This window comes from Burkholderia sp. E168m15 (assembly GCF_016586105.1).
GTDB classification, from domain to species: domain Bacteria; phylum Pseudomonadota; class Gammaproteobacteria; order Burkholderiales; family Burkholderiaceae; genus Burkholderia; species Burkholderia orbicola.
Genome location: NZ_BCPO01000106.1, coordinates 1 through 25,331, shown reverse-complemented (window position 1 = coordinate 25,331; position 25,331 = coordinate 1). Strand labels below are relative to the sequence as shown.

26 protein-coding genes and 1 tRNA gene are annotated in these 25,331 nt (G+C 68.3%); 18 read left to right on the top strand and 9 right to left on the bottom strand.

The genetic code is table 11. From position 1 onward, the window contains the following. Both JMF86_RS35425 and JMF86_RS17635 read left to right on the top strand, forming a co-directional pair. A partial coding sequence (locus tag JMF86_RS35425) for an NfeD family protein (RefSeq protein WP_374039669.1) occupies nucleotides 1-213 on the top strand: 213 nt, incomplete at its 5' end. Next, nucleotides 210-983, top strand: coding sequence for a slipin family protein (locus JMF86_RS17635; RefSeq protein ID WP_011694808.1), 774 nt, complete (start codon nucleotides 210-212; stop codon nucleotides 981-983). The genes JMF86_RS35425 and JMF86_RS17635, both read left to right, overlap by 4 nt. 92 nt (nucleotides 984-1,075) lie before the next feature. On the opposite strand, the gene JMF86_RS17630 is transcribed toward JMF86_RS17635, so the two are convergent. Next, entirely contained in the window at nucleotides 1,076-2,353 is a 1,278-nt protein-coding gene (locus tag JMF86_RS17630; protein WP_011694809.1) for an HAD family hydrolase, read from the bottom strand. Nucleotides 2,354-2,864: 511 nt separating this feature from the next. Between JMF86_RS17630 and JMF86_RS17625 the strand changes: the two genes are divergently transcribed. The 5 genes from JMF86_RS17625 (at nucleotide 2,865) to JMF86_RS17605 (ending at nucleotide 7,520) form a co-directional block, all read left to right on the top strand. Further along, entirely contained in the window at nucleotides 2,865-3,764 is a 900-nt protein-coding gene (locus tag JMF86_RS17625) for a M24 family metallopeptidase (RefSeq protein WP_011547197.1), read from the top strand. Nucleotides 3,765-3,805: 41 nt separating this feature from the next. After that, nucleotides 3,806-5,593, top strand: a complete 1,788-nt coding sequence (locus JMF86_RS17620) for an SDR family oxidoreductase (RefSeq protein ID WP_011547196.1) — start codon at nucleotides 3,806-3,808, stop codon at nucleotides 5,591-5,593. A 29-nt stretch (nucleotides 5,594-5,622) separates the two neighbouring features. Continuing rightward, the gene (locus tag JMF86_RS17615; RefSeq protein WP_011694810.1) at nucleotides 5,623-6,528 is read left to right on the top strand and encodes a metal-dependent hydrolase; all 906 of its coding nucleotides are present in this window, start codon (nucleotides 5,623-5,625) and stop codon (nucleotides 6,526-6,528) included. Between the two features lie 79 nt (nucleotides 6,529-6,607). Further along, nucleotides 6,608-6,895 (top strand): hypothetical protein, encoded by a 288-nt coding sequence (locus tag JMF86_RS17610; RefSeq protein ID WP_006480754.1) that lies wholly within the window; start codon nucleotides 6,608-6,610, stop codon nucleotides 6,893-6,895. Nucleotides 6,896-7,145: 250 nt separating this feature from the next. Beyond that, on the top strand, nucleotides 7,146-7,520 hold the full coding sequence (locus JMF86_RS17605) for a DUF2917 domain-containing protein (RefSeq protein ID WP_011547194.1): 375 nt from the start codon (nucleotides 7,146-7,148) through the stop codon (nucleotides 7,518-7,520). A 171-nt stretch (nucleotides 7,521-7,691) separates the two neighbouring features. Here JMF86_RS17605 and JMF86_RS17600 read toward each other — a convergent pair whose 3' ends face one another. After that, nucleotides 7,692-7,970 carry a hypothetical protein gene (locus JMF86_RS17600; RefSeq protein ID WP_006480752.1) on the bottom strand — a complete coding sequence of 93 codons (279 nt, stop codon included), beginning with the start codon at nucleotides 7,968-7,970 and terminating at the stop codon, nucleotides 7,692-7,694. 776 nt (nucleotides 7,971-8,746) lie between these two features. Here JMF86_RS17600 and JMF86_RS17595 point away from each other — a divergent pair. Beyond that, the gene (locus JMF86_RS17595; RefSeq protein ID WP_006480751.1) at nucleotides 8,747-10,048 is read left to right on the top strand and encodes an NCS2 family permease; all 1,302 of its coding nucleotides are present in this window, start codon (nucleotides 8,747-8,749) and stop codon (nucleotides 10,046-10,048) included. Between the two features lie 87 nt (nucleotides 10,049-10,135). On the opposite strand, the gene JMF86_RS17590 is transcribed toward JMF86_RS17595, so the two are convergent. The 3 genes from JMF86_RS17590 to JMF86_RS17580 all read right to left on the bottom strand — a co-directional run bounded on the left by JMF86_RS17590 (nucleotide 10,136) and on the right by JMF86_RS17580 (nucleotide 13,127). Then, complete coding sequence (locus JMF86_RS17590; RefSeq protein ID WP_201317088.1) at nucleotides 10,136-12,094, bottom strand: serine protease; 1,959 nt, start codon at nucleotides 12,092-12,094, stop codon at nucleotides 10,136-10,138. A 230-nt stretch (nucleotides 12,095-12,324) separates the two neighbouring features. Beyond that, nucleotides 12,325-12,612: a DUF1488 domain-containing protein gene (locus tag JMF86_RS17585; RefSeq protein ID WP_006480750.1), complete on the bottom strand. Its 288-nt coding sequence runs from the start codon at nucleotides 12,610-12,612 to the stop codon at nucleotides 12,325-12,327. Nucleotides 12,613-12,851: 239 nt separating this feature from the next. Beyond that, complete coding sequence (locus tag JMF86_RS17580) at nucleotides 12,852-13,127, bottom strand: DUF2964 family protein (protein WP_023477572.1); 276 nt, start codon at nucleotides 13,125-13,127, stop codon at nucleotides 12,852-12,854. A gap of 184 nt (nucleotides 13,128-13,311) precedes the next feature. Here JMF86_RS17580 and JMF86_RS17575 point away from each other — a divergent pair, with 184 nt between their 5' ends. The 8 genes from JMF86_RS17575 to JMF86_RS17540 all read left to right on the top strand — a co-directional run bounded on the left by JMF86_RS17575 (nucleotide 13,312) and on the right by JMF86_RS17540 (nucleotide 18,753). Further along, nucleotides 13,312-15,225, top strand: coding sequence for a sigma-54-dependent Fis family transcriptional regulator (locus tag JMF86_RS17575; protein WP_011547190.1), 1,914 nt, complete (start codon nucleotides 13,312-13,314; stop codon nucleotides 15,223-15,225). 82 nt (nucleotides 15,226-15,307) lie between these two features. Further along, nucleotides 15,308-15,610, top strand: a complete 303-nt coding sequence (locus JMF86_RS17570) for a 2Fe-2S iron-sulfur cluster-binding protein (protein ID WP_006480747.1) — start codon at nucleotides 15,308-15,310, stop codon at nucleotides 15,608-15,610. 58 nt (nucleotides 15,611-15,668) lie between these two features. Further along, complete coding sequence (locus tag JMF86_RS17565) at nucleotides 15,669-16,163, top strand: SRPBCC family protein (RefSeq protein WP_011547189.1); 495 nt, start codon at nucleotides 15,669-15,671, stop codon at nucleotides 16,161-16,163. A 92-nt stretch (nucleotides 16,164-16,255) separates the two neighbouring features. Further along, the gene (locus JMF86_RS17560; RefSeq protein WP_011547188.1) at nucleotides 16,256-16,633 is read left to right on the top strand and encodes a DUF2946 domain-containing protein; all 378 of its coding nucleotides are present in this window, start codon (nucleotides 16,256-16,258) and stop codon (nucleotides 16,631-16,633) included. A gap of 292 nt (nucleotides 16,634-16,925) precedes the next feature. Then, nucleotides 16,926-17,291 carry a copper resistance protein CopC gene (locus tag JMF86_RS17555; RefSeq protein WP_011547187.1) on the top strand — a complete coding sequence of 122 codons (366 nt, stop codon included), beginning with the start codon at nucleotides 16,926-16,928 and terminating at the stop codon, nucleotides 17,289-17,291. A 92-nt stretch (nucleotides 17,292-17,383) separates the two neighbouring features. Next, nucleotides 17,384-17,827 carry a copper chaperone PCu(A)C gene (locus JMF86_RS17550; protein ID WP_041489472.1) on the top strand — a complete coding sequence of 148 codons (444 nt, stop codon included), beginning with the start codon at nucleotides 17,384-17,386 and terminating at the stop codon, nucleotides 17,825-17,827. A 29-nt stretch (nucleotides 17,828-17,856) separates the two neighbouring features. Further along, the gene (locus tag JMF86_RS17545; RefSeq protein ID WP_011547185.1) at nucleotides 17,857-18,030 is read left to right on the top strand and encodes a hypothetical protein; all 174 of its coding nucleotides are present in this window, start codon (nucleotides 17,857-17,859) and stop codon (nucleotides 18,028-18,030) included. Between the two features lie 93 nt (nucleotides 18,031-18,123). Further along, complete coding sequence (locus tag JMF86_RS17540; RefSeq protein WP_011547184.1) at nucleotides 18,124-18,753, top strand: LysE family translocator; 630 nt, start codon at nucleotides 18,124-18,126, stop codon at nucleotides 18,751-18,753. A 15-nt stretch (nucleotides 18,754-18,768) separates the two neighbouring features. Here JMF86_RS17540 and JMF86_RS17535 read toward each other — a convergent pair whose 3' ends face one another. After that, on the bottom strand, nucleotides 18,769-20,082 hold the full coding sequence (locus tag JMF86_RS17535; RefSeq protein ID WP_011547183.1) for a leucine-rich repeat-containing protein kinase family protein: 1,314 nt from the start codon (nucleotides 20,080-20,082) through the stop codon (nucleotides 18,769-18,771). A 143-nt stretch (nucleotides 20,083-20,225) separates the two neighbouring features. On the opposite strand from JMF86_RS17535, the gene JMF86_RS17530 reads away from it, so the two are divergent. Next, nucleotides 20,226-20,310, top strand: a tRNA-Leu gene (locus JMF86_RS17530). A 74-nt stretch (nucleotides 20,311-20,384) separates the two neighbouring features. Here JMF86_RS17530 and JMF86_RS17525 read toward each other — a convergent pair. Further along, nucleotides 20,385-21,257, bottom strand: coding sequence for a LysR family transcriptional regulator (locus JMF86_RS17525; RefSeq protein WP_011547182.1), 873 nt, complete (start codon nucleotides 21,255-21,257; stop codon nucleotides 20,385-20,387). A 139-nt stretch (nucleotides 21,258-21,396) separates the two neighbouring features. On the opposite strand from JMF86_RS17525, the gene JMF86_RS17520 reads away from it, so the two are divergent. Continuing rightward, the gene (locus JMF86_RS17520) at nucleotides 21,397-22,638 is read left to right on the top strand and encodes an MFS transporter (protein ID WP_027807286.1); all 1,242 of its coding nucleotides are present in this window, start codon (nucleotides 21,397-21,399) and stop codon (nucleotides 22,636-22,638) included. A 76-nt stretch (nucleotides 22,639-22,714) separates the two neighbouring features. Here JMF86_RS17520 and JMF86_RS17515 read toward each other — a convergent pair whose 3' ends face one another. Both JMF86_RS17515 and JMF86_RS17510 read right to left on the bottom strand, forming a co-directional pair. Continuing rightward, the gene (locus tag JMF86_RS17515) at nucleotides 22,715-23,962 is read right to left on the bottom strand and encodes a RhtX/FptX family siderophore transporter (RefSeq protein ID WP_011547180.1); all 1,248 of its coding nucleotides are present in this window, start codon (nucleotides 23,960-23,962) and stop codon (nucleotides 22,715-22,717) included. A gap of 22 nt (nucleotides 23,963-23,984) precedes the next feature. After that, nucleotides 23,985-25,331: PepSY domain-containing protein (locus tag JMF86_RS17510; RefSeq protein WP_201317087.1), on the bottom strand; the 1,347-nt coding region annotated here is incomplete at its 5' end.

The following is a 25,331-nucleotide window of genomic DNA, read 5'->3' as shown; positions in this document are numbered from 1 at the left end:
CTGCAGCCGGACCAGCCGCCAGGCGCGGCCGGTGCACCCTCGTCGGCCGCCGGCTGGGCGCGCGTGCACGGCGAGCGCTGGCGCGTGGCGAGCAGCACGCCGCTGGCCGCCGGCTGCCGCGTGCGCGTCACCGGCCGCCACGGGCTGACGCTGACGGTTGCGCCGCTCTACGACGCGCCCGCCCCCGCCCATCCGCAGGGAGAACCTTCATGATCGGTTACACGTTCGGCTTCAGCAGCGTCCTCGTCGTCTTCGTCGTGGTGCTCGTCGCGTCGTCGATCCGCATCTTTCGCGAGTACGAGCGCGGCGTCGTGTTCATGCTCGGCCGGTTCTGGAAAGTGAAGGGGCCGGGGCTGGTGCTGATCATCCCGATCGTCCAGCAGGTCGTGCGGATCGACCTGCGCACCGTCGTGTTCGACGTGCCGGCGCAGGACGTGATCACGCGCGACAACGTGTCGGTGAAGGTCAATGCGGTCGTGTATTTCCGCGTCGTCGATCCGGAGAAGGCCGTGATCCAGGTCGCGCGCTTCTTCGAGGCGACGAGCCAGCTCGCGCAGACGACGCTGCGCGCGGTGCTCGGCAAGCACGAACTCGACGCGCTGCTCGCCGAGCGCGAACAATTGAACGCGGACATCCAGAAGACGCTCGACGCGCAGACCGATGCGTGGGGGATCAAGGTGTCGACGGTCGAGATCAAGCACGTCGACCTGAACGAGACGATGATCCGCGCGATTGCGCGGCAGGCGGAAGCCGAGCGCGAGCGGCGCGCGAAGGTGATTCATGCGGAAGGTGAGCTTCAGGCGTCGGAGAAGCTGCTGCAGGCCGCGCAGCGGCTCGCGCTGCAGCCGCAGGCGATGCAGTTGCGCTATCTGCAGACGCTGACGACGATCGCGGCGGACAAGAATTCGACGATCGTGTTTCCGCTGCCGGTCGATCTGCTGGGGGCGTTGCTGGATCGGCTGGGCCCGTCGCGCGAGCCTTAAGACGCGCGTGCGCCGTCCCGCAAGACGCCGCGGGCCGATGTCGATGAGCGCGGGAGCCGCGGCCCGCGCCCGGCGGCCAGCGCCCGCCCGCGTCAGGCCAGCAGCTTGCGCTCGGCCTTGCCGTACTTGATCGACTTCTCGTCCGGAATCATCAGCCCCGTATGCTCGTCGCGGCCCTGCAGCAGGAAACGCGCGTCCGGGTTGCCGATCTGTTCGGCCGCGAGCTTGCTGTCCGCGCCGATCTCGCCCTTCTTCATCCGGTTGACGATCACGCCGGCCGCGGTGTCCTTGAAATCGCGCAGCATCCACGCGTCGCCATCGCTGTCGCCGAATACCAGCAGCGGCCCGTAGCCCTTCTTCGACACGAGCACGTTGCGAATGCCCACCGTCTTGCCGGGCCCCCAGTTGAAGTGCCAGCCGGCCGGATAGGTGCTCGTGTACTTGCCGTCCTGCATGTCGAGACGCAAGCCGATCACGTTCTCCGGCGGCACGCCATAGCCATAGTTCGGATTGCCGGCGAACACGCGCACGACGTCGTCGAGCGACGCGGTGCTCACGTACACGTCGATGCCGTTCGCCCGCAGCGTATGCATCACCGCGCGGATTTCCTCGTGAATGCGGATGCCGTGGAAATGCGTATCGGCCACCACGCCGGCCTTGCCCGGCAGCGTCTTCGGGCTTTCGTAGCGGACCTTGCGCAGCGCGTCGCCGATCCCGTAGTTGTTCGACGCTTGCGCCATCGCCTGCAACTCGGCGGTCGTCATGTTCTGGTAGAAGTAGATGATCCACTTGTAGCCGATTTCGAGCGGATGCGTGTCGCAGATCGCGTCGTACATGAAGTACAGCTTCGCGCGGAAATCCTTGAACTGGTCGGTCTCGCGGATCTCGTCGAGGCTCTTGTCGCCGCCGAAGCCCTGGTAGTTCGCATGGAGCCAGCGGTAGTCGGACTCGACGTCGGCCGCGAGGTCCTCCATCGTCACCGGCTTGCCGTCGACGGTCGTGTAGTCCTTCATGAACGCGCCCTTCGGCACGTCCTTCCACATCACGGCGACGAATTCGTCCGGCGTCAGCTTGTACTGCAGATGGTTGATCTGGTACATCAGCAACGCCTCTTCGCAGTCGTTCATGATGCACGTGTTGTCCCAGTCGAACACCGCATACGGGCGGCGCTTTGCGTCGTAGCGGGCGCTCGCGACGCCATGCTGGTCGAGCACCGCCTGCAGGCGCGCGGCGTTGAACGGCGACCAGCGGCCGGGGTCCAGCGCGTCCGGGGCGGTTGCGCTCTTCGCGCCGGCGATGCCGGCCTTGAGCATCAGCGGCGTCGCAGCGGTCGCCGCGGCAAGGGTGTTCATGAACTGGCGGCGTTGCATGGTCTCTCCGTTGAAATGCCGAATCGGCTTCGGTCGCTGCCCCGCGCGACGCGCGACACACCGGCCTCGCGAAGCCGCAAAGGCTTCGAATCGGGGCGGATGATGTGACGAAATTATTTCGGCAATTTGACAGCGTCCCACCGTGACACGACGGGGAGTTGATCCGGCGCGACATGCCGGGCCGTGTGGAAGCCTTGCCTGGCGCGATCCCTGTCGACTTCCCTGCTGAGGACGCACGGACAAGCGACGCCCATCCAGCCCCGAGCGCCTGAAATCTAGAGCTTCCCCTCCATTTCGGCCCTTCATTAGGAGAAGTCCTCATCTCCAAGGGCTGGCGCGCGACCGCGAACCGGCTATGATCATTACATTACTCAATGACACATTAAATGCTGACTGAATAAGCCGTATGACGATGGACGCCGGCGGATGCATCCAGATCAGCACCCCAAGCCTTGCCCAGGACCCGCCCTACGCCGACACGCAAACGCGGGCCGACACATGGAGACGCATCATGACCGCCCACCATCCGCTGCCGGAAGTCCACCTCGACGAGCTGCCGCAATTCCGCGCGGTCCAGCAACTGGCCTACCGCTGCGTCGAAACCGTCGGCGCGATGCTCTACCCCGGCATCACCGAGAAGGAGGCCGCGCGCCTCCTGACCGAATGGCTGCAGGACAACGGCGTGCACGACTGGCTGCACAAGCCGTTCGCGTGGTTCGGCGACCGCACCGCGTTCGAGGGCTTCTCGGGCCTCAAGCACATGGGCGGCTTCAATCTCGCGTTCTTCCCGAGCAACCGCCAGCTCGAAACCGACATGCCGGTGATCCTCGACGTCGCGCCGGTGCTCGACGGCATCGTCGCCGACGTCGGCTACGCGCACTGCCTGGGCCGCAACCCGATCCTCGAGCAGTTGCAGGACGACCTGATGGACCATCGCGACATGATCGTGCGGCTCGTGAAGGCGCGCCGGCCGATGGCGGAAGTCGCGCAGGAAGTCGACGCGCTGTGCCGCCGCCAGGGCGTCGAGCCGCGCCACAAGGCCTATCCGTTCAAGGTGCTCGCGCATCGCGTCGCGAAGATCCACAAGCTGTCGAAGCCGCGCTTCGTCGCGCGCTTCGGGCTGAACGCGACACGCAACCTGCTGCTCGACCAGGGCCGCGCGGCGAAACAGCAGGGCTGGTCGCCGCTGTGGTCGATCGACCGCCGCTCCGAGCATGCGCCGGTGCCGGGCCTGTGGGCCGTCGAGCCGCATCTCGGCTTCGCCGGCGTCGGCGCGAAATTCGAGGAGCTGCTCGTGATCACCGACGACGACGCGTACTGGCTCGACGAGGATCTGCCGCACGTGCGCCGCTGGCAGCGCCGCCAGGCCGAGCGCGCGCAGGCTGCGTCGACCTTGTCGGCCGCCGCCTGACGAACCACCCACCTCCCGACTCCCTGAACGACGGACTCACGATGCAGCCTCTTTCCGACGAAGCGCCGCTGGCCCTGTTCGAATCGGTTCACAGCGAAACGGCGGTCGCCTCCGGCGACCTGACGCTCGCGGTCCGGACCTGGGGCGACCCGGCCCGCTCGCCGGTCGTGCTGGTACACGGTTATCCCGACGACAGCAGCGTCTGGCAGCACGTCGCGCCGCTGCTCGCGCGCCGGCACTACGTGATCGCGTACGACGTACGCGGCGCGGGCTTGTCGGGCGTGCCGACGCGCACGGCCGACTACCATCTCGCGAAGCTGACCGACGATTTCGTCGCGGTGATCGATGCGCTCTGCCCCGGCCGCGCCGTGCATCTGGTCGCGCACGACTGGGGCTCGATCCAGGGCTGGGAATTCGTCACCGATCCGCGCCTGGCCGGCCGCATCGCGTCGTACACGTCGTGCTCGGGGCCGTGCCTCGACCACGTCGGCTTCTGGCTGCGCGAACGCGTGCTGCACCCGACGCCCGCGTCGCTGGCGAAGCTCGGCGGCCAGCTCGTGCGTTCGTGGTACGTCTATCTGTTCCACCTGCCGTTCATCCCCGAGCTCGGCTGGCGGCTGTGGCTCGGCCGCGCGTGGCCGAGCCTGTTGCGCCGGCTCGAGAAAACGCCCGCCGCGCCACGCCCGACCCAGGCCGACGACGGCGCGCACGGCGTACGGCTCTATCGCGCGAACTTCATCCGCTGCCTGTTCGCGCCGCGCGAACGCTACGCGCACGCACCGGTGCAGACGATCGTGCCGCTCGGCGACAAATACGTGAGCCCCGCGCTGTCCGAGAACCTGTCGCGCTGGGTGCCGCAGTACTACCGCCGCGAAGTCGCGGCCGGCCACTGGCTGCCGCTCGCCGATCCCGCGCGCTTCGCGGCGCTCGCCGAGCAATTGATCGACGCGGTCGAATCCGGCGACGAACCGCCCGCGCTCGCGAACGCGCGCCGTCGCGCCACCAGCGGACGCTTCAGCGGCAAGGTCGCGGTCGTCACCGGCGCGGGCAGCGGGATCGGCCGCTGCGCGGCGCTGGCCTTCGCACGCGAAGGCGCGACGATCGTCGCCTGCGACATCGATCTCGCGAGCGCCGAACGCACCGCGCTGCTGATCGGGCTGACCGGCGCCCAGGCCCATGCGAAACGCGTCGACGTCGGGTCCGCCGACGAGATGGAAGCGCTCGCGGCGTGGGTCGGCAGCGAACTCGGCGGCGCGGACGTCGTGATCAACAACGCGGGCATCGGCATGGCCGGCGGCATCCTCGACACGAGCGCGCGGCACTGGGAGCGCATCCTGCACGTGAACCTGTGGGGCGTGATCCACGGCTCGCGGCTGTTCGCGCAGCAGATGGCCGCGCGCGGCACCGGCGGGCACATCGTCAACACCGCGTCGGCCGCCGCGTTCGGCCCGTCGCGCGACCTGCCCGCGTATGCGACGACGAAGGCCGCGGTGCTGATGCTCAGCGAATGCATGCGCGCGGAACTCGCGGAGCAAGGCATCGGCGTGACGGCCGTGTGCCCCGGTTTCGCGGAAACCGGAATCATGGCGTCGACGCACTACGCGGGCGCCAACGCACAGGACGAAGCGCGGCTGCGCAAGCGCGCGACGAAGCTGTACCAGATGCGCGGCCTGAAACCGGAAACCGTCGCGCAGGCGATGGTCGACGGCGTGCTGCGCAACCGCCCCGTCGTCGCGGTCGGCGGCGAAGCGCACGCGCTGCGCTTCGTCGGCCGCTTCATGCCGTGGCTGGGCCGGATGATCGCCCGCGTCAGCATGGCATCGCATTGACGGCGCACGACGCCGCACAGGGAGACAACATGACCGATACCGCCGACTATCACAAGATCAAGGCCCGGCACGTGAAGTTCGACTTCAGCGACACGCCGGTCACCTGGGTGCCGAACGATCCGGGCAGCACGCACATCATCAACACGCTGAACCTGCTGTTCCCGGAAGGCGAGCTGTGGTTCTGCCGCGTGTACAACAAGGCGCTGCCGCTGATCACCGATGCACGCCTGCGCGACGAAGCCGAAGGCTTCCTGCGGCAGGAAGCCGTGCATTCGCGCTCGCACGGCGGCGTGCTGAAGCACTACTACGACCGCCACGGCATCGACACGAAGCCGTTCACGCAGAAGCTCAACCGCCTGTTCACGCGCGTGCTGGGCGAGCAGCCGCTGGGGCTGAAGATCGGCCATACGCGCTTCTGGCTGCGGCAGCAGCTGGCCGTGATCGCGTCGCTCGAGCATTTCTTCGGCTATCTCGGCAACTGGGTGCTCAACGCGCACGGTCTCGACGAAGGCCGCGCCGACCCGACGATGGTCGACCTGCTGCGCTGGCATGGCGCCGAGGAAGTCGAGCACCGCACCGTCGCGTTCGACATCTACCGTCACATGGGCGGCACCTATCCGGAACGCTGCGTGCACATGGCGTTCGTGATCCTGCTGCTGCTCTACTACATCACGACTGGTGCGAAGTTCATGTACCGGCGCGACCCGGACGCCGGCCGCTACCCGGGCTTCGTGCTCGCGTGGTGGCGGGGTTCGCGACGCGGGCACCTGCCGTCGTTCTGGAAGGTGATCGGCGCGGCGCTGCGCTATTTCAAGCCGGGCTATACGCCGCACCACGAAGGTTCGACCGAGCAGGCGCTCGCCTACCTCGCCCGCTCGCCGGCCGCGCAGGCGGCCGCGCACGGCGGCAACTGGGGCGCGGCGAAAGGGGCGTGACCGGGCTTCCGGCCGGCTCGGCGGGCGGCGCCCGCCGAAATGCGTACAATCGCGGCTTCAATTTCCCGGAGGTGCCGCGATGGCCATGAAGAAAACCGATCTCGAAAAGAACAAGGCGCTCAAGCTGACGCACGCGATGAAACAGTCGAGCTCCGCGCGTTTCGGCAAGGGCGCCGACGAAGCGGCCAAGCTGGACCGCCGCGCGCAGCGCAAGCTCGACCAGGAACAGGGCCTCGTGCCGTTCGCGTGCAAGCTCAACGCCGAGCTCGTCGAGCAACTGAAGGCGCGCGCGGCCACGCACCCGGAAGGGATGACGGGCCTGCTGTCCGAACTGCTCGTGAACGGCCTCGCGCAACGCGACGCGTAACCGCCACGTATCTCGAAATTTCCGTTGACAGCACTGCGCCGCGACGACACACTCGTTCGCATGCCTACGTTCAAGCTCGTCGCCATCGCGATTCATTGCCCGGTGAACATTCGAAAGAATGGATCACGGGAGGCGCTTGTGCGTTAGCAATCGAGCAGTACCGCATGTCACACAAGGCCTCGCCGGAAACGGATGAGGCCTTTTTGTTCTGGTGCACGTCATCCGTCCGGCTCACTGAATGGAGCAGACGATGGACCAGGCAAGCCCCCTGTTCGAACGCCGCGATCGGCGCCCCGCCGGCACGATCGCATTACCGACCGTCGTGATCCGTTTCGCGGTCGCGCCGCGCACGACGATGACCTGGCGCGCGCCGCAGGACGCGGAGATCCGCGCGCACGGCGCGGCGCTGTGGATCACGCGCCCGCCGAATGTCGACGATTACTGGGTACAGCCCGGCGACGTGCTGCGCATCGCGCGCGGCGAGCGCATCTGGCTCGGCACCGATGCCGACCGGTCGGCCGAAGCGACGATCACGACCGCGTACGTGCGACGCGGCGAACGGGTCAGGCGCATGCTCGCGCAAGTGCAACGTTTGCTCGTCGGGATAGGGAGAAGGAGCGGATGAGCGGCGCGCCGTTACGCGTGCGTCAAGTACACGACACGCGCAACGGCCGCGACCGGAAACGGACGCACCCGCGGCGCAACGCGTCGCGGGTGCGCATCGAAGGACGCGGCACGCCGGTGCGTGCCGCGAGCGATCGCGCGCCGTGCGCAGCGAGAGGATGCAGCAGGTGCATCAGGTGCTGGCGGCGAGACGCGGGCCCGTGCTTCGTGGAGTGGAATCGAGGTCGGGACGTTGCGCGGCCTGCGAGGTCACCCACGGATCGATGCCCTGTTTCTGCACCTCTTCGAGGAATGACACACGTGTGCGCCAGTAATCCGCCTGTAATTTCGCATCGATGACGCGCTGTTCGGCTGCGAACAGTTCCATGCGCGCCGTCACGAGCATCGACGCAGCGGTTTTTTCCGGCGTGGGGGCGTGTCGCATCGCCCAACGGCTGATCCAGTTCAACATGCTGACCTCCGTGATTACGGACGAACCCGCATCGGGCAATCGCAGCCGGCCGTGCCTGCCCAAACGCGCAACGGCCTTGACCACCATTCACCGCCTGGCCTGCACGGACTGCAACTCCCCCGCATCGGCAATAACCGGCCGGCGTGTGCATGCGCGGTGTATCTATCCTAGAAAGACTTGCCGGTTTACGCGATGGGGTCTTGCAATCTTTTACACAGAAACCACAGTCGCGCCCGCATCGCGAAATGACGGTTGCGGACGGGACGGCTTCGGCGCACGATAATCCGATCCCTGCACCCGCCTGGCCTGACGAATGGCCGCTGCACGCCGCTGCCGCGCCGTGTATCCGCGCCGGCAGCACACGTGCGGACATGCGCACCCGCCGCCTGCACCGCGTTCGTGCAGCATGCGGGCGCTCCGTTTCAGTCGCATGTCATCGTGCACCGCCCGCGCGCAACGCAGCCGGCGTGCCGTTGCGCACGCATCGGCCCGTTTCTCCCACCTGCCCCGCGTCGTTTCCATCGTTTCAGCCATTTCTGCCGGCCCATGCCGCGCGAACCGGTAAAATGCGCGCCTTCGCCGCACGGGCGGGCCGCCAGACCGTTCGCGCGCAGGCAACCGATCGTGCCCTCCAACTATATCGTCCGAGCTATCCGCGCTATTACAATCCGCCGATAGCCGGACAATAGTGGCTGGTTACAGTTAGCCGGCCGCGCTGCCTGTACAACAATTCGGCACAACAATCAACACGACAACCCGACCGGAGAAACGCCTTCATGGAATCCATCAAGCGGTATTTCGGCTTCGCTGAAGCCGGCACCGATTTCCGCACCGAAATACTCGCGGGCGTCACCACGTTCCTGACGATGGCCTACATCATCTTCGTCAACCCCGCGATCCTCGGCGACGCCGGCATGCCGAAGGAATCCGTGTTCGTCGCGACCTGCCTCGTCGCGGCGCTGGCGTCGATCATCATGGGGCTGTACGCGAACTACCCGATCGCCTGCGCGCCCGGCATGGGCCTGAACGCGTATTTCGCGTACACGGTCGTCAAGGGGATGGGCTTCACGTGGCAGGCGGCGCTCGGCGCGGTGTTCATCTCCGGCTGCCTGTTCCTGCTCGTCACGCTGTTCCGCGTGCGCGAGGCGATCGTCAACGGCATTCCGAAATCGCTGCGGATTTCCATTACCGCCGGTATCGGCCTGTTCCTCGGCATCATCTCGCTGAAGACGTCGGGCGTGATCGTCGGCAACCCGGCCACGCTCGTCACGCTCGGCGACCTGCACAAGCACGAGACGATCCTCGCGATCGTCGGCTTCTTCACGATCGTCACGCTCGACCACCTGCGCGTGCGCGGCGCGATCCTGATCGGCATCATCGGCGTAACGATCCTGTCGTTCTTCTTCGCCGGCAACCAGTTCCACGGCGTGTTCTCCGCGCCGCCGTCGATCGACGCGACGCTGTTCAAGCTCGACATCGGCGCCGCGCTGTCGACCGGCATCATCAACGTGATCCTCGTGTTCTTCCTCGTCGAGCTGTTCGACGCGACCGGCACGCTGATGGGCGTCGCGAATCGCGCGGGGCTGCTCGTCGAAGGCAAGATGAACCGCCTGAACAAGGCGCTGCTCGCCGACAGCACGGCGATCGTCGCGGGCTCGGTGCTCGGTACGTCGTCGACCACCGCGTATATCGAAAGCGCGTCGGGCGTGCAGGCCGGCGGCCGCACCGGCGTGACGGCCATCACCGTCGCGGTGCTGTTCCTCGCGTGCCTGTTCATCGCGCCGCTCGCCGGCGTCGTGCCGGCGTACGCCACGGCGCCCGCGCTGCTGTACGTGTCGTGCCTGATGCTGCGCGAAATGGTCGAAGTACCGTGGGACGATGCGACGGAAGCCGTGCCGGCCGCGCTGACCGCGCTGCTGATGCCGTTCACGTACTCGATCGCGAACGGCGTCGCATTCGGCTTCATCGCGTACGGCGGCCTCAAGCTGCTGACGGGCCAGGGCCGCACGGTCAAGCCGATCGTCTGGATCATCGCGGCCGTGTTCCTGTTCCGCTTCTTCTATCTCGGCAGCGAGTAAGCGAAGCGCATCGCACGATGAAACGAAAAAACGCCACCTTCGGGTGGCGTTTTCACTGTGCGTGCCGTGCCGCCTTGTCCACGTGGATCAAGGCGTTGCGACGCCCTTGAGCTCCGCATCGTACAGCCGCTGGGCCAGCGTCGAATCGAGCGTCTCGACGCGGCGATACAACTGCACCGCGTCATCGACCCGCCCGGTGCGGCGATAAGCGACCGCCAGGTTGGCCATGATTTGCGCGTCATCGGGATACGCGCGGTTCATTTCCTCGAAGATCCCGACTGCCGCATCGGGCCGCTTGCCGCGATTCGCCGCGATGCCCATCGCCTCCCGCGCCAACCGGTTCGACGGATCAAGCTTCAATGCATGCGCAGCCGCGGCCGACGCTTCGTCGGGCTGACCAATCTCGTTCAGTTCGCCCGCGAGCACCACCCACCCCGCCGCCAGCGATTCGTCCAGCGCAACCGCGCGCCGGAACGATGCGACGGCATGCACATGCTGGCCCAGTTGCGCCAGCGTCACGCCGTGCATCCGCCACGCCCTCGCGTCGCTGTCGTTCAGCTTGAGGGACCGGTCGAGCGCGCTCAACGCATCGACATAGTTCGACTGTGTCATGTACAGCGCGCCGAGCCGCAACCAGTATTCAGCATTGTCCGGCGCCGCTTCAACCGCACTGTGCATCGCGCTGGACGCGTCGCCGGACTGGCCTTGCAGCGCATACGCCTGGGTCAGCGCGCCCTGGATGAGCGCGGTTGCGGCGGGATCGCCGCCCTTCTGCGCCTTCAGCGCGTGCTGGTAACTGGCGATCGCGTCCGCCAGGTGGCCGAGATCGTATTGCGCACGGCCGAGTGCGTACCAAAGCCGTGCATCGTCGGGAAAGGCCTTCAACCCGTCGTGCAGCACGCCGATGGTGGCCTGGGCATCCGGCTGCGTCGAGGCCAGCAGACTCCACGCATCGGCCTGGCGCGAACCGGACAGTTCATGTACCCCTCGTTCGAACCACGGTCGCGCACCGGCCTTGTCGCCGCGCCGCAAATACGCGATGCCGAGATTCATCCGCAGCATCGTGTCCGACGGATCGGCACGCATGCCGGCATGAAACGCGTCGAGTGCGCGATCCATCTGTCCCAGCTCGGCATAGGTGTTGCCGAGCGAAGACCAGCCAAATGCGTATGACGGATCGTTTTCGACCGAACGTCGATAGGCGGCCAGGCTGAGCGCGCCGCGATCGGGCAGCCGGCTCGTGCGGTAGGCATTGCCGAGGTTGTTCCACGCCCACGCGCTTTGCGGTCGCGCGGCCGTCCATGCAAGGTCATGGCGAATCAGCCCGTCGACGTCGTTTGCCACCGCGTACGCGCGCGCCTGGCTCATCCAGGCGGTCGCTTCGAGCGGCAGGTCGACGGCCGGCATCTTCGCTGCCACGGTCGCCATCCACTCGACTGGCAGGACCATGTAGAGCGACTCGGCACTGTCCGCTCGGACGCCCACCATGCCGATCAGATTGCCTTGCTCGTCGTAGACGCCGGCGCCCGGTTCGGGCAGGTGCGGCGGCGCCGGATTCGGCGACGCGAGCAGGCCGGAATGCACGCCGCCGTCCGCGGCCCATGCATGGCAGCACACGCGCAACGCAACGGGATCACGGCGGTCGAATCGCGCGCCCGCCAGATAGGCGGTCGTGGCCGCTTCCGGACTTCGCGCCGTCAACGGCACGGCGGCGACGTCGAGACCCGTCGCTTCGATGATGCAGATGTCCCGATCCTGGTTGCCCGCGACGAGTCGCGCGGGAAGACGGCGGCCATCGGCCGATGCAATGTCGAATGCCGGTCGGCCGGCGAGCCGATGACACGGCGTCGCGACGCGCCCCGGCGCCACGACGATGCCACCCGTCGTGACGTCGCCCGCGACGATGTCGACCTCACCGGGTGCGCGCCGACCGATCGCGTCGTCGTCCGATCCAACGGCCCCGTCGGCCATCGACATGCCGGCCGCGAGCAACCATGCGCCTGCCAGCAGACGGCGCGCCCTCCCCCATCCCGAACGATGCTCCACGTGCGGTGCCCTCTTTTTATTGTGTTGGAATTCGAATGATTTTCTCTGCGATCCTGACAAATCGAGACGCCGGTTCGTGTCGGCACACTAGCAGCCGCCCCGTTGCAGCATCAATCCGGTACCGCCCGCATACGAAAATGCCGCCCGACTCCGCCGAACGGCATTGCATGAAGGCCACGTCCGCGCGTGCGCCGCTCGCTTGTGCGCGCCGCCGGACGAGCGTCGTGTCGTCAGCGCCAGTTGGCCTCGTAGAAGCGCACGTAGCCGCTGCGCAGCGTCACGCATTGCGCCCGCGTTTCCGACAGCAGGCGCCGCGCGGCCGCCTCGATGCGCTCGCGGTGCTGGTCGAATGCACCGACCATGTCCTCGAAGCGCGGCGATGCCGCGCCGAAGTGGTCTTCCAGCGCCTCGGCGGTGATCTGACATTGGACGCGCTCGCCATTGACCAGTGCCGTGAACGCCAGCATCAGGTCACGCCCCGAATACTCCGGCTTCTCGTTCGTGAAATGGATCTGCATGGAGCCGCCTCGACCGGTAGAAAACGAATGACCGCGTCCGTCGTCCGCTACCGGCCGGACGAAATGTACGCGGGCTCGCCGGCGGAGGCCCCGGCCGCGGAGTGTGGCGCGGTCGATGCATGCCGGTTGAATTCCACTTTAGACGGTTTCGCGCGGGACACAAAAATTTCGGTGTGCGTCGTTCCGACGCGCATTTCGTCTGATCTGCGCGGCATCCGGCACCGTTTCGCCAATGGCCGTCAGTGCGGATCGGTCGGCCAGACGTTGAGCGCGATCGCGGCGGTCGTGACGCCCACCGCAATCGCGGCCGCCCCGTATCTCACCGCATCGGTCAGATCGAACAGCAGTCCGTGGATCGCCACGGCAATGCCGCCCAGCATGATGAAGGTGGCGATGGCCGCCAGCACGACTCTCAGTTCCGCCCGAACCATGATGCGTCTCCCGAACGGATGCATGTCGCGTCGCATGCATGTTGCACTGCGGAACACGGCGCGTGCGTGCTCCATTTCCATCATTGCAGGCGGGCGCCTGAAAGCAAGGGGATTTTGTCGGCAGTCGCGCATCGCACGTGGCGCTTGTATGATGATGCGTACCCGGACGGTCGGCTGTCGCGCCGAATGGTGCACCGCGAGCGGAGCCGCACTCCGCCGCCGATTCCGATCCGGTCGCCCCGACGGCCCCGGGAACAGGAGACAAACCATGCCGCAACCCTACGTGCTGCCCGCCACCACGGGTCGCACCGACCTGCTCGCGCAGGCGCATGCGCGTTCGACCGCGGTCGGCCTGCGCGCGCACGAACGCCCCGATTTCTCGCCGCTGTCGCGCATCGCGCTGCGCGAACTGCTCGACACGAACCACACGCTGTTCTCGCACGCCCGCCCGGTGATGGAGGACCTCCACGCGCAGATCGCCGAAACGCAAAGCCTCGTGCTGCTGACGGACGCCGACGGCGTGATCCTGCACAGCATCGGCGACGCGGACTTCATCGAGAAAGCCAACCGCGTCGCGCTGTGCAACGGCGTGTCGTGGGCCGAGGGCGCACGCGGCACCAACGCGATCGGCACCGCGCTCGCGTCGGGTCAGGCCGTGGTCGTGCACGGTGCCGAACATTTCCTGCGCGCGAACCACATCCTCACCTGCGCGTGCGCGCCGATCGTCGATCCGTTCGGCCGCACGCTCGGCACGCTCGACGTGAGCGGCGACCCGCGCGGCGCCAGCCCGCATACGCTCGCGCTCGTGCGGATGTCGGCGCAACTGATCGAGAACCACCTGTTCGCGAACCAGTGCGGCGAAGCGCTGCGGTTGCGCTTTCACGCCCACGAGGATTGCGTCGATTCGCTGTTCGCCGGGCTCGTCGCGTTCGGCCCCGACGGCGGCCTGATCGCCGCGAACCGCAGCGCCCAATTCCAGCTCGGCGCATCGTTCGATGCACTGCAGCATCAGGCCAGCGACGCGTTGTTCGGCATGCGCTTCGGCCAGCTCGCGCAGCAGGCCGCGCGCGCGCCGGGCGCCACGTTCCGCCTCACGCTGTCGACCGGCGTGCGCGTGCTCGCGCGCTGCGAATTTCCGGAAGCGCAGAAAACGACCGTCGCCGTCACGCCGCCGGCACCGGCCGCACGCGTGCGTGCGCCGGACCCCGATGCGATCACGTTCGCGACGCTCGACACCGGCGACGCGCGCATGGCCGCCGTGCTCGAACGCGTCGCGAAGATTCGCGGGCGCGACCTGCCGCTGCTGATCCTCGGGCAGACCGGCACCGGCAAGGAATGGCTCGCCCGCGCGCTGCACCAGGCGTCGCCGCGCGCGGACGGCCCGTTCGTCGCGGTCAACTGCGCGGCGCTGCCCGATTCGCTGATCGAGGCCGAGCTGTTCGGCTATGAAGACGGCGCGTTCACGGGCGCACGCAAGCGCGGCAGCCCCGGCAAGATCGCGCAGGCCGACGGCGGCACGCTGTTTCTCGATGAAATCGGCGACATGCCGCTCGCGCAGCAGGTGCGGCTGATGCGCGTGCTGCAGGAGCGCGCGGTAATGCCGCTCGGCGGCGCACGCGCGGTGCCGGTCGACGTGCGGGTGGTCTGTGCGACCCACCGCGACCTGCGCGCGATGATCGCGGAGGGCACGTTCCGCGAGGATCTGTTCTACCGGATCAACGGGCTCGCGGTCACGCTGCCGGCGCTTGCCGCGCGCACCGACCTGCCGGCCCTCGTCGAGCGCATCCTTGCGCGGCTCGCGCGCAGCGAGCCGATGCCGCGCCGTCTGGCGGCCGACGTGCTCGATGCGTTCGCGCGCCACCGCTGGCCCGGCAACCTGCGGCAGATGACCAACGTGCTGCGCACGGCCGGCATGCTCGCCGAAGACGAAGCCGAAATCACGCTCGCGCATTTGCCCGACGATTTCTGGCTCGACTGCGACGATGCGCCGGCTACGCCGACGGGCGACACGCCAGCCGTATCGCCCGCGTCGCCTGGCAGGCGCGAAGGCACGACGCTGCAAAGCCATCAGGCCGCGATGATCGACGCGGTGCTCGCGCGGCACGGCGGCAACGTATCGGCGGCCGCGCGCGAGCTCGGCCTCGCCCGCAATACCGTGTACCGGTATCTGCGGCGGCACTGACCCCCACGGCTGGCGGCCGTGGGCCGCCGGCGGGTTCGGGTATGCTTGGCGCGTTGCCGCCGAACCGCCACCCGCTTCCGTCATGACCGATCCAGATCACCCGCCCCTCGTGCGCATCGAGCCGCTCGGCGCGACCTTCGACGCGCCCGATTCGCTCACCCTGCTCGAAGCCGCCGCGTTCGCGCGCGTGTCGCTGCCGCGCTCGTGCCGCAACGGCACGTGCCGAAGCTGCCTTTGCCGGATCGTCAGCGGCAGCGTACGCTACACGATCGAATGGCCGGGGCTCTCCCGCGAGGAAAAAGCCGACGGCTATACGCTGCCGTGCGTGGCCGTCGCGACGTCGGACCTCGTGCTCGACGTGCCCGACGCGGTCATGCTCGACTAGACGCGGCGCGCGACCGCGCGCGTCGTCCTGCAACGCTCTATCCTGCATGGAGAACGTGATGGTCCAGCCAACCGATCGCATCGAAAAACAGACGCTGCTCGCCGCGTCGCCCGACCGCGTCTGGGCAGCCGTGAGCAATTCCGGCGAATTCGGCCAGTGGTTCGGCGTGTCGTTCGACGGCCCGTTCGAGGCCGGCCAGTCGCTGTTCGGCCGCATCACCCCCACCCGCGTCGACGACGACGTCGCCAAGGCGCAGGAGCCCTATGCGGGCACTGTGTTCGAAATCGTCGTCGACCGCATCGAACCCAAGCAACTGTTCTCGTTTCGCTGGCATCCGTTCGCGATCGATCCGGAATTCGATTATGCGTCCGAGCCGATGACGCTCGTCACCTTCACGCTCGCGCCGCAGGCCGGCGGCACGCTGCTCACGGTCACCGAAACGGGTTTCGACCAGTTGATCGAAGCGCGTCGCGCGACGGCGCGCGACATGAACGACCAGGGCTGGGCCGCGCAGATGACGCTGATCGCGAAGTACCTGGCGCAGCCCGCGTAGCGCGCCGCGATGCCGCACGTCGGTGCCGGCCGGCGAACCGGCGTGCGTGGCATAATCGGCCGCATCGTCGTCCACCCGCCGCCGCGCATCGCATGCTGAGTCGTCGCCTCCGGAAGATCGGCAGTCTGATCGGGATGCTCGCCATCCTGATGACGGCGCTCGCGCCGACGATCTCGCAGGCGCTGACCACGCAAGGGCGCGTCGACGCGCTGCTGGCCGGCTACTGTTCGTCCGCGCCGGCCGCCGGCACGCCGTCCGCCGATACGGCGACGAAAAGCCTGCAGGCCCATCTCCACGCATGCGGCTACTGCAGCCTGCTTGCCCATACCCCCGCGCTACCCGCCCCCGAACTGACGTTTGCGGCCCGCGTGCACGCGATCGAACATCGCGCGGCCACCCGCTTCGAAAGCCTGCGCCGCGCGCAGCCGCTCACGGCCGCGCAACCGCGCGCCCCGCCGTTCACGTCCTGATCCGTCGTCATTACGCGTGATGCCGTCGTGCATCACGTCGCCCGCGCACGCCGCCCGCGTGCGCGACGTGTCACGTTTCGAAGGACGATCATGTCTCACCCTGCCGCGCACGGCGTCGTGCCGCGCGCGTGGTTGGCCGTCTCCGGTTCGGATCGCCGCGCTCCGGCATTCGCCCGCATGCGAATGCCCGTCCTCGCACGTCCGCGCCGAGCGCCGCCGACATCGATGCCGTTCACGCGGCCGTCCGTCGAATCCGTCTTTTCCATCCGATTCGTCATTCGCTCATCCAGTCATGAAAACCACCACTTTCGTTCGCGGCGCACTCGCCGCACTCGGCTTCGTCGTTATCCACGCCGCTCATGCACATGCCCTTCCGAAAACGCAGGACCCGGCCCCCGACGCCACACTGTCGAGCGCGCCGCCCGCGGTCACGATCGAGTTCGGCGAAGCGCTCGAGCCCGCGTTCAGCTCGATCGCCGTGACCGACAGCCATGGGCAGTCGGTCGTCGACGGGAAGTCGGCCGTCGACGCCGGCAACCGGAAGCGGATGCACGTCGCACTGGCGAGCCTGAAGCCCGGCACCTACACGGTCGCATGGATCGCGGTGGCCAGCGACGGCCATCGCACGCACGGCCGCTACGCATTCACGCTGAAGTAACGCATGTCACGCACGCGATGCGCATCGGTGCTTCGTGCCGAGCACATTCGCATCGATGCCCGCGGCATCGCACCCAATCAGGAGAACACATGATGAAACGCTCGATTCCGACCGGCCTGCTCGTGGCGCTGGCGCTGCACGCCACCGCCACCTTCGCCGCGTCGACCATCCAGGCCGATGCGTGCTGGATTCGCACCATGCCGGCGACGGTGCCGTCCTCCGGCTACTTCACGCTGAAGAACCACGGCGACGCGCCCGCGACGCTGACCGGTATCGACACGCCCGCCTACGGGATGGCGATGGTGCATGAAACGCAGACGAGCGGCAGCACCGCGAAGATGGTGCACGTCGACTCGGTCGTCGTGCCGGCGCACGGCTCGGTGACGTTCAAGCCGAAGAGCTATCACGTGATGCTCGAGGAACCGCGCCAGTCCGTCACGCCCGGCGCGAAGGTGCCGTTCCGGCTGCACTTCGCGGACGGCTCGACCGTGTCCGTGACCTGCGACGCGAAGGCGCCGACCTACGCCGGCCAGTAACGCCGCCTGCCTCACGAAAGGAGACGCACATGAAAAACCGCCTGCCGCTGGCCGACCTGATCGTTCGCTACCGGACGCCGCTGAATGTCGCGGTGCTGATCGTCTGCGGGTTATGGGCCGCCTGGATCGCGTGGATGACGCGGCCTGCCGCCATCGATACGCCGCCGTCGATTCCCGCGTACTGCATGCGCGACGCACGCTGACGCGACGGCACGGTTCCGGCGGCGGCCCGCGCCCTTATTGGCGTGGCATCATCGCTTCATCCCGACCGCTGGAACCGCCTTCCGGAGCGCCGCATGTCCATTCAGACCTGGATGCTGTTTGCCGCAGCCTATCTCGCCACGACGCTGTCGCCGGGGCCCAACGTGCTGCTCGTGATCCGCAACACGGTGCGCTACGGCGCGCACGGCACCGCCGCGACGATCGCCGGCAACCTCGTCGCGCAGGGCGTGGTCGTGCTGCTGGTCGCGCTCGGCGTGGGCGCGGTGCTGGCCGCGATGCCGCCGCTGTTCGTCGCGATGAAGGTGATCGGCGCCGCGTATCTGATCTTTCTGGGTGTGCGGCAGTTACGCGGCGAGCGCAAGACCGCCGCATCGAGCGGCGCCGCGGAGATCGCCGTGCCCGATCGACGGAAGCTGTTTCGTGAAGCGCTGTTCGTGTCGGGCAGCAATCCGAAGACGATGATCTTCCTGTCCGCTTTCATGCCGCAGTTCATCGTGCACGACCGCCCGCTGGCGCTGCAGTTCGTCGTGATGTACGCGACGATCGCCTGCACGGTCGTGGTCGTTCACAGCGTCTATTCGGCCGGCGTGCGCCGCCTGCATCGCGGCTTCGGCATGAGCCGCGCGGTGCGCGCGCTCAAGCGTGCGAGCGGACTGCTGTTCGTCGGGCTCGGCATCAAGCTGCTGACCGCGCGGCAGGCATGAGCCGGCCCCATCCGGTCAGCGCATGCGAGCGGCCAGCGCGGCCGTGATCTCGTCGAACGACGGCCGCGCATCGACGTCCTCGTTCACGCAGGCCGCCGCCAACGCATCGAGCGCGCCGACGTGCGGTTCGCAGCGCTCGAGCAATTCGCCGAGCAGATAGCCGAACGCGCGCGCTTCGAGCCGTTCGAACCTTGCGCCGCGCGTGCGCTCGGTCGGGTCGTACAGCGACGCCGCGCCGAAATCCCCGAGCAGCGCGCCGCCTGCGCCGTCGTGCAGGATGTTGTGCGCATACAGGTCGCCATGCATGATGCCGCGCGCGTGCAGATGGCCGGCGACCGACGCGATGCCGTGCGCGATCCGCAGCGCTTGTGCCGGCTCGAATCTCGCATCGGCGGCATAGACGTCGCGCGTGCAGGACGCGAAGCTCGGCGGCCCGGCGAGGTTCGTCAGCGCGGGATCGACCAGTTCCATCACCAGGCCGTGCGTGCCATCCGGATGCCCGCGCAGCTTGCCGATCACCGGGATCAGGTTCGGATGACCGCCGGCATGCAGGCACGCGGCCATTTCGCAATCGGGCAGGCCGTCGCTCGTCACCGCGCCCTTGAACAGCTTGACCGCGACCGTGCGCGGCGGATGACCGTCCGCACGCCACTGCGCACGGTAAATGACACCCGACGCGCCCTCGCCCAGTTTCTGTTCGCATGACAGCGCGGCCCAGTCGATTTCCGCGACGTCCGGCCCGGCGGACGCCGCGGCCTCCGGCACCGCGCCGAACGGATTGCCGGCCACGGCGAGCCACGCAAGACGCGGCAGGCGCGACAGCCAGTCGGGCAACGCGTCCAGCCGGTTCGCCGACAGGCGCACCAGCTCCAGCGCACGGCAGGCGGCCATTTCCGCGGGCAGCGCCCGCAGCTGGTTGCCGGCCAGCATGAGCTTCTGCAACCGCGCACAGTCGCCGATGTCGGCCGGCAGTTCCTCGATTGCGTTGTCGGTCAGGATCAGCCAGCGCAGCGCACGCGGCAGCGCGCCGCGCGGCACGGTGTGAATCGAGTTCGCCTTGAAGCCGATCATGTCGAGTTGATCGCACGCGCCGAGCACGTTGGGAAAAGCGGTGAAGCGGTTGCCCGACGCGAACAGGATGCGCAGGCGATGCAGCCGCGGCAGGTCGTCGGGTAGCGCGGACAACGCATTGCCGGTGAGGTCGAGCACTTCGAGCGTGTCGGCCAGATCGAAGATCTCGCGCGGAAATTCGGTTAATCCGCACGCGAGCTTGAGTTGCCGCGCGCCCGACAGTTGTCCGGCCTGCAGTTGTTCGAGGGTGTGGGTCACGGGGAGAAAACGGGTGGCGGTTGCGGGGACCCGTCGGGTCGATCGGACGAATTCTACCGGGATCGATCGCGTGCCCCTACATGACCTTGTCATACCCCCTTCACAAATGCGGAATGTGACGTTAGAATTGCGCCCCTTGCAGTGCCGACGTGGTGAAATTGGTAGACACGCTATCTTGAGGGGGTAGTGGCGAAAGCTGTGCGAGTTCGAGTCTCGCCGTCGGCACCAGATGCGTTTTCCTCGCATTCCAGCATTTCCGAAACCCGCGACAGCAGATGGCGTCGCGGGTTTTTTGTTTTCAGCTACGCCAACAACAGAAAATTCCGCACCACCGCGGACGGCTCGTCGCAGCGCGACGCGATGGCCAGCCTCGCGCGAAACCGGTTACCCGCGAACGGCCGGTATACGACGCCGGGCACCTGCACCTGCGTAATCGCCTTCGGCACGACCGATACGCCGAGCCCGGCCGCCACCAGCGTCACCGCGGACGCCATCTGCGGCGCCGGTTGTGCCATGCGCGGCTCGAACCCGGCGGCCTGGCACGCAGCGACGATGTCGTCGAACAGCGCGCCGCCGGCCGCGCGCGGCACCTGCACGAACGACTCGTCGGCCAACTCCGCCAACTCGATGCGCCGGCGCTGCGCCAGCCGGTGCGCGACGGGCAGCGCGACGAACATCGGCTCCTCGTCCCAGTCGGCTACCCGCAGCGTCGCGGCGACGCGGCGCTCGGGCCGCACGATCGCGACGTCGAGGCGCCCGGCCTCCAGCGCTTCCAGCAGCACGCCCGACGTCGCTTCCTGCAACGTCAGCTCGGCATCCGGGAACGCCTCCCGAAAGCGGCGAATCAGATCCGACACTTTCGGATTGAACGCGGCCGTGCCGGTGAAGCCGACCCGCAAATGACCGGTTTCCCCGCGCGCGGCGCGCCTGGCCGCCCGTGCCGCGCGCTCGGCGTCGTCGAGCACGCGTCGCGCCTCTTCCGCGAACACCTCACCCGCCAGCGTGAGCTCGGCGCCGCGCGCGGTCCGCTTGAACAGCTCCACGCCGAGCTCGTTCTCGAGCGCCTTGATCTGCTGGCTCAACGGCGGCTGGCCGATACCGAGCATTTCGGCGGCCTTCGTGAAATTCGATGCGGCCGCGACGGCCAGAAAGTAGCGGAGATGCCGGAGTTCCATGCGTGACGTGACCTCGCGGTGAGTCGGATCGGCCTGTCGGCCAGTGTTAAAACATATGGCTGCGGTTCATTTCATATATTGGACATATACATGGCCGTGCGCAAGAATTCGCGTATTCCGTCGCACATCGAGTGCCTTCATGTCCTCCGCTTCGATTTCCCGTTCCATGCCCGGCACGCAGAACGCCGCACCCGATGCGCTGCCGGCCGGCGTGTCCCCGCGCTCGGCCGCGTACAAGCGCATCGCGTTCGCGCTGTTCCTCGCCGGCTTTTCCACTTTCTCGCTGCTGTACTGCGTGCAGCCGCTGCTGCCCGCGTTCGCCCATGAGTTCAACGTCGGCGCGGCATCGAGTTCGCTGTCGCTGTCGTTGTCGACCGGGATGCTCGCGGTGTCGATCCTGTGCGCCGGCGCGCTGTCCGAACGGGTCGGGCGGCGCGGGCTGATGTTCGCGTCGATGACGCTGGCCGCGCTGTTCAACCTGCTCGCCGCGTGGTCGCCGAACTGGCACCTGCTGCTGGTCTGGCGCGCGCTCGAAGGCTTCGCGCTGGGCGGCGTGCCGGCGGTGGCGATGGCCTATCTCGCGGAAGAAATCGCCGCCGACGGGCTCGGCTTCTCGATGGGGCTCTATGTCGGCGGGACCGCGTTCGGCGGCATGATCGGACGGATCGGGATGAGCGCGCTCGAGGAGCACTTCTCGTGGCGCACGGCGATGCTGTCGATCGGCGTCGTCGACCTGCTCGCGGCGATCGCGTTCGTGATGCTGCTGCCGGCCTCGCGACGCTTCGTGAAGCGCACCGACCTGACGCTGCGTCACCACCTGCGGCTGTGGCACGCGCAACTGCGTCATGCGCGCCTGCCGTTCGTGTTCGCGATCGGCTTCCTGGTGATGGGTGCGTTCGTGACGATCTACAACTACGCCGGGTTCCGGCTCATGGCGGCGCCGTTCAACCTGAGCCCGACCGCGTGCGGGCTGATTTTCGGCGCATACCTGTTCGGGATGGTGTCGTCATCGAGCGCCGGCGCGCTCGCCGATCGCCTCGGGCGGGCGCCGGTGCTGGTCAGCGGCATCGTCGTGTTCGCGGCGGGCCTCGCGCTGACGCTGTCGCACTCGCTCGTCGCGATCGTCGTCGGCATCGTGCTCGTGACGATCGGCTTCTTCGTCGCCCACTCGGTCGCGAGCGGCTGGGTCGGCGCGCTCGCGGGCGCCGCGAAGGGGCATGCGGCTTCGCTGTATCTGCTGGCCTACTACGTCGGGTCGAGCGTGCTCGGCTCGGTCGGCGGCGCGTTCTGGCAACGCGGCGCGTGGACGAGCGTCGCCGCGTACGTCGCGGTGCTGCTCGTCATCGCATTGCTGGCCGCGCGGCGCTTGAGTCGTGCTTGAGTCGCCCTTGAGCCATGCGTGACGCGGCTCGGCGCGGTGCGGCCCGCGCCGTGCACCTGCGCCGGCCGCTCAGCCGTCACGACACCAGCGCATCGTCCCCTTTCATCGCATACGCCGCCTCGCGCCGCCGCAGCTTCATCGCGATCAGCGCCGCCAGCACCGCGAGCGCGACGCCGGTGAGAAACCCGCCCGTATAACCGACCTTCGCGGTCAGCGACAGGATCGTCGACGACGCGATCAGCTCGCCGAGATCGCGCGTGCTCTGCACGGCGGTCACGTCGGTGCCGGCCTGATCGCTGCCGCCCGCGAAACGCATGCCGGCCGTCATGATCGACACGGACGTGATGCCGGTCGCGAGCGAGCCGAGCACCGTGCACAGCCACGCCCACGACGGCGACACCGGCAGCCACCCGCTCGCCTGCGCGAACCACAGCAGCGCCGCCGCGCCCGCGCAGCTCACGCCGGCCGTGAACGCCCGCCACAGGCCGAGCGCCCGCACGAGCCACGCGCCGCCGCCGCATCCGAGCACGACCGTCACGACGCCGCCCGCCATTCCGAGCTTCCCGATCGCGTCGAGCGACCAGCCCGCGTCGTTGAGGAACAGCTTCGACAGGCCGAAGCCCGATACGGCGGTCATCGCCGACAGCAGCGCGAGCGACAGCAGCGACCACGAACGCGGCCGCTTCGCGAAGCGCACGAGGCTCGCATCGTGATCAGGCCGGATGCGCGCGCGATCCGCGTCGCGCGGCAACACCCACAGCACGCAGACGAGGCTCGCGAGCGGGACGGCGGCCAGCGCGAGAAAGGCGGTTGGCTGGCCGAACAGGCCGATCAGCGTCAACGTGCCGGCGCCGCCGCCGAAGAAGCCGATCATCACGCCCGCGATCTGGATCGCGTTGATCCTCGCGAGCGTGTCGCCGCTGAAATGCTCGGCGGCCATCCCGTCGTTCGCGATGTCCTGCGTCGCGCTCGCGAGCGACGCGACGGCCAGCAGCCCGACCGCCCAGCCCGCCGTCGCGACCGTCATCCCGATCTGCGCGAGGCTGGCCAGGCACAGCACGACGATCGTCTGCATCGGCAGCATCCAGCTGCGCCGCCGGCCGATGCGGGGCGACCAGCGGTTGTCGACGACAGGCGCCCACAGGAATTTCACGACCCACGGCAGCCCGACGAGCGGCAGGAACGCGAGCGCATGAAGTGGTGCGCCGTCGTGGCGCAGCAGCGTCGGCATCGCGTCCATCGCGATGCCGATCGGGATGCCCTGTGACAGGTAAAGCAGCGTGATCGTGATGACCAGGCGGCGATGTTCGAGCAGGTCGCGCATCGAATTCTCCAGTTGCATGAGGTTAAAAAGGTTCGGCGCCGGCCGGCACGCGCGCGGGCTGCATCGCGTCGCGCCGCGGACGGCGCGCCGCACGCAGCAGCAATGCGCCGAAGGCGACGAGCGCCGCGTCGATCGGCCAGTACACGGGTCGGCCCGCGTCCAGCAGCGCGAGCGCGCAATGGGTCGCGCCGGCCAGCCCGTACGCGACGCCGGCCGCACGCATCAGCACGCGCAGCCATGCCGCGCGATCGGCGACGCAGGCCGCGAGCGCGATCGCGCCGCCCCACACGGCCCAGAACAGCATCGCGAGCGCATGGTCGACGTGCATGCCGTCGGGCAGCGCACGGCCGGCGAACAGCAGCGCACCGCCCGCGAGCACGAGCCCGCCGCACACGCCGACCGCGGTGGCGGCCAGCACGTCCGCCGAGCGATCGCGCTGCGCGCGCCGCCGCTCGATCCACAGATGCAGCCCCGTCGCGCACAACGCACACGCGGCGAGCCCCATCAGGAAATGCAGCACGCGCAGCCCATCACCGGCCGCACCCACCCAGCCGTATTGCGCGAAATGCAGCGGCTGCACCGCGATGAACGCGCGCAGCCAGAAACCGCGGCCGCGCGACGTCGCATCGGCGAGCCATTGCCCGTCCGTCGCGCGGTACAGGTGGCGTTCGAACACGGCCGTGCTCGGCAGGCCCGCGGTCGTACCGGCAATCTCGACGCGTGCGTTCACGTCGCCCCAGCGATGCAGCACGACGGCTTCGGGGCGGAAATCCGGCCTGCGCACCGCGTCGCGCCGCAGCAGCGCATCGAGATCGGGCGCATGCCGCCATGGGCCGCCGGCCTCGACGGGCGACGGTCCGCCCAGCAGCTCGGCGAACGCACGCTGCGGCTGCCCCGGATACGCGACGCCCGCGAGCGACACCGTGCCGAGCGCGCCGAGCCCCGACAGCACGCCGGTGAACGCGAACAGCACGAGCCACGGCGTGCCCCACAGGCCGATCCACGCGTGCAGGTCGAACAGCGCGACGCGCAAGCCGTGGCCGCGCCGGATGCGCGCCGCGTCGGGCCAGCGCTTGCGATGCACGACCACGCCCGCGACGATGAGCACGAGCAGTACGACGCCCCACAGGCTCACGAAGATGCGCCCGGGGAAGCCGGCGAACAGCGTCTTGTGCAGCGTGACGATCAACGTCGCCCGCGCGGCGTCGGGCAGCGGCGCGCCGGTCGCCGAATCGAGCGCGAGCGTGCACGTCTGGCGCGCGTCGCAGAAACGGATGGCCGGATCGTCCGGCCGCGGCAGCACGATGCGCGCGTCGCGCAACGCGACCCCGAGCGACGCCGCGCGCGCGACGAGCGCGTCGAGCGGCAA

Coding starts and splice junctions, on each gene's coding strand:
- JMF86_RS17635 (WP_011694808.1), top strand. CDS start 210: ATGATCGGTTACACGTTCGGCTTCAGCAGCGTCCTCGTCGTCTTCGTC.
- JMF86_RS17580 (WP_023477572.1), bottom strand. CDS start 13,127: ATGATGGAAATGGAGCACGCACGCGCCGTGTTCCGCAGTGCAACATGC.
- JMF86_RS17605 (WP_011547194.1), top strand. CDS start 7,146: ATGGACCAGGCAAGCCCCCTGTTCGAACGCCGCGATCGGCGCCCCGCC.
- JMF86_RS17575 (WP_011547190.1), top strand. CDS start 13,312: ATGCCGCAACCCTACGTGCTGCCCGCCACCACGGGTCGCACCGACCTG.
- JMF86_RS17570 (WP_006480747.1), top strand. CDS start 15,308: ATGACCGATCCAGATCACCCGCCCCTCGTGCGCATCGAGCCGCTCGGC.
- JMF86_RS17595 (WP_006480751.1), top strand. CDS start 8,747: ATGGAATCCATCAAGCGGTATTTCGGCTTCGCTGAAGCCGGCACCGAT.
- JMF86_RS17545 (WP_011547185.1), top strand. CDS start 17,857: ATGAAAAACCGCCTGCCGCTGGCCGACCTGATCGTTCGCTACCGGACG.
- JMF86_RS17610 (WP_006480754.1), top strand. CDS start 6,608: ATGGCCATGAAGAAAACCGATCTCGAAAAGAACAAGGCGCTCAAGCTG.
- JMF86_RS17555 (WP_011547187.1), top strand. CDS start 16,926: ATGAAAACCACCACTTTCGTTCGCGGCGCACTCGCCGCACTCGGCTTC.
- JMF86_RS17625 (WP_011547197.1), top strand. CDS start 2,865: ATGACCGCCCACCATCCGCTGCCGGAAGTCCACCTCGACGAGCTGCCG.
- JMF86_RS17525 (WP_011547182.1), bottom strand. CDS start 21,257: ATGGAACTCCGGCATCTCCGCTACTTTCTGGCCGTCGCGGCCGCATCG.
- JMF86_RS17540 (WP_011547184.1), top strand. CDS start 18,124: ATGTCCATTCAGACCTGGATGCTGTTTGCCGCAGCCTATCTCGCCACG.
- JMF86_RS17560 (WP_011547188.1), top strand. CDS start 16,256: ATGCTGAGTCGTCGCCTCCGGAAGATCGGCAGTCTGATCGGGATGCTC.
- JMF86_RS17620 (WP_011547196.1), top strand. CDS start 3,806: ATGCAGCCTCTTTCCGACGAAGCGCCGCTGGCCCTGTTCGAATCGGTT.
- JMF86_RS17520 (WP_027807286.1), top strand. CDS start 21,397: ATGTCCTCCGCTTCGATTTCCCGTTCCATGCCCGGCACGCAGAACGCC.
- JMF86_RS17615 (WP_011694810.1), top strand. CDS start 5,623: ATGACCGATACCGCCGACTATCACAAGATCAAGGCCCGGCACGTGAAG.
- JMF86_RS17630 (WP_011694809.1), bottom strand. CDS start 2,353: ATGCAACGCCGCCAGTTCATGAACACCCTTGCCGCGGCGACCGCTGCG.
- JMF86_RS17515 (WP_011547180.1), bottom strand. CDS start 23,962: ATGCGCGACCTGCTCGAACATCGCCGCCTGGTCATCACGATCACGCTG.
- JMF86_RS17585 (WP_006480750.1), bottom strand. CDS start 12,612: ATGCAGATCCATTTCACGAACGAGAAGCCGGAGTATTCGGGGCGTGAC.
- JMF86_RS17600 (WP_006480752.1), bottom strand. CDS start 7,970: ATGTTGAACTGGATCAGCCGTTGGGCGATGCGACACGCCCCCACGCCG.
- JMF86_RS17550 (WP_041489472.1), top strand. CDS start 17,384: ATGAAACGCTCGATTCCGACCGGCCTGCTCGTGGCGCTGGCGCTGCAC.
- JMF86_RS17565 (WP_011547189.1), top strand. CDS start 15,669: ATGGTCCAGCCAACCGATCGCATCGAAAAACAGACGCTGCTCGCCGCG.